Consider the following 603-nt stretch of genomic DNA (forward strand, 5'->3'; position numbering starts at 1 on the left):
CCTAAACGTATTGGACTTCCAACGTGATATTCGTACGTGTCCAAAACCTGTTATTGCTTCCGTAGCGGGTTGGGCTGTTGGCGGCGGCCATGTACTGCACATGATGTGTGACCTAACAATTGCAGCGGACAACGCACAGTTTGGTCAAACGGGTCCTAAAGTGGGTTCATTTGATGGTGGTTGGGGCGCGTCTTACATGGCTCGTATCGTAGGCCAGAAGAAAGCACGCGAAATCTGGTTCCTATGTCGTTTCTACAACGCGCAAGAAGCGTTAGACATGGGCTTGGTCAACACGGTTGTGCCTCTAGAAGATCTAGAGAAAGAAACCGTTCGATGGTGTCGTGAAGTTCTTCAGCATAGCCCAATGGCGCTACGCTGCCTGAAAGCGGCATTGAACGCGGATTGTGATGGTCAAGCTGGTCTTCAAGAGCTTGCGGGTAACGCAACGATGATGTTCTACATGACAGATGAAGGACAAGAAGGTCGTAACGCATTCAACGAGAAACGTCGCCCAGACTTCGACAAGTTTCCTCGTAACCCATAATCCGTAAATAAAGAGGAGCCAGAGTGCTCCTCTGCTTCGTTTTTAGTCCCGAGCGCCTC

The 603-nt window shown here is 50.2% G+C and carries 1 protein-coding gene; it reads left to right on the plus strand.

Annotated features, from left to right (window positions below; genetic code table 11):
* Positions 1-544, plus strand: a 544-nt coding sequence (locus R7P74_RS27770; protein ID WP_318123891.1) for an enoyl-CoA hydratase-related protein, incomplete at its 5' end; no start/stop codon positions are given.
* Positions 545-603: the final 59 nt, after the last annotated feature.

This window comes from Vibrio sp. 2033, from assembly GCF_033339735.1.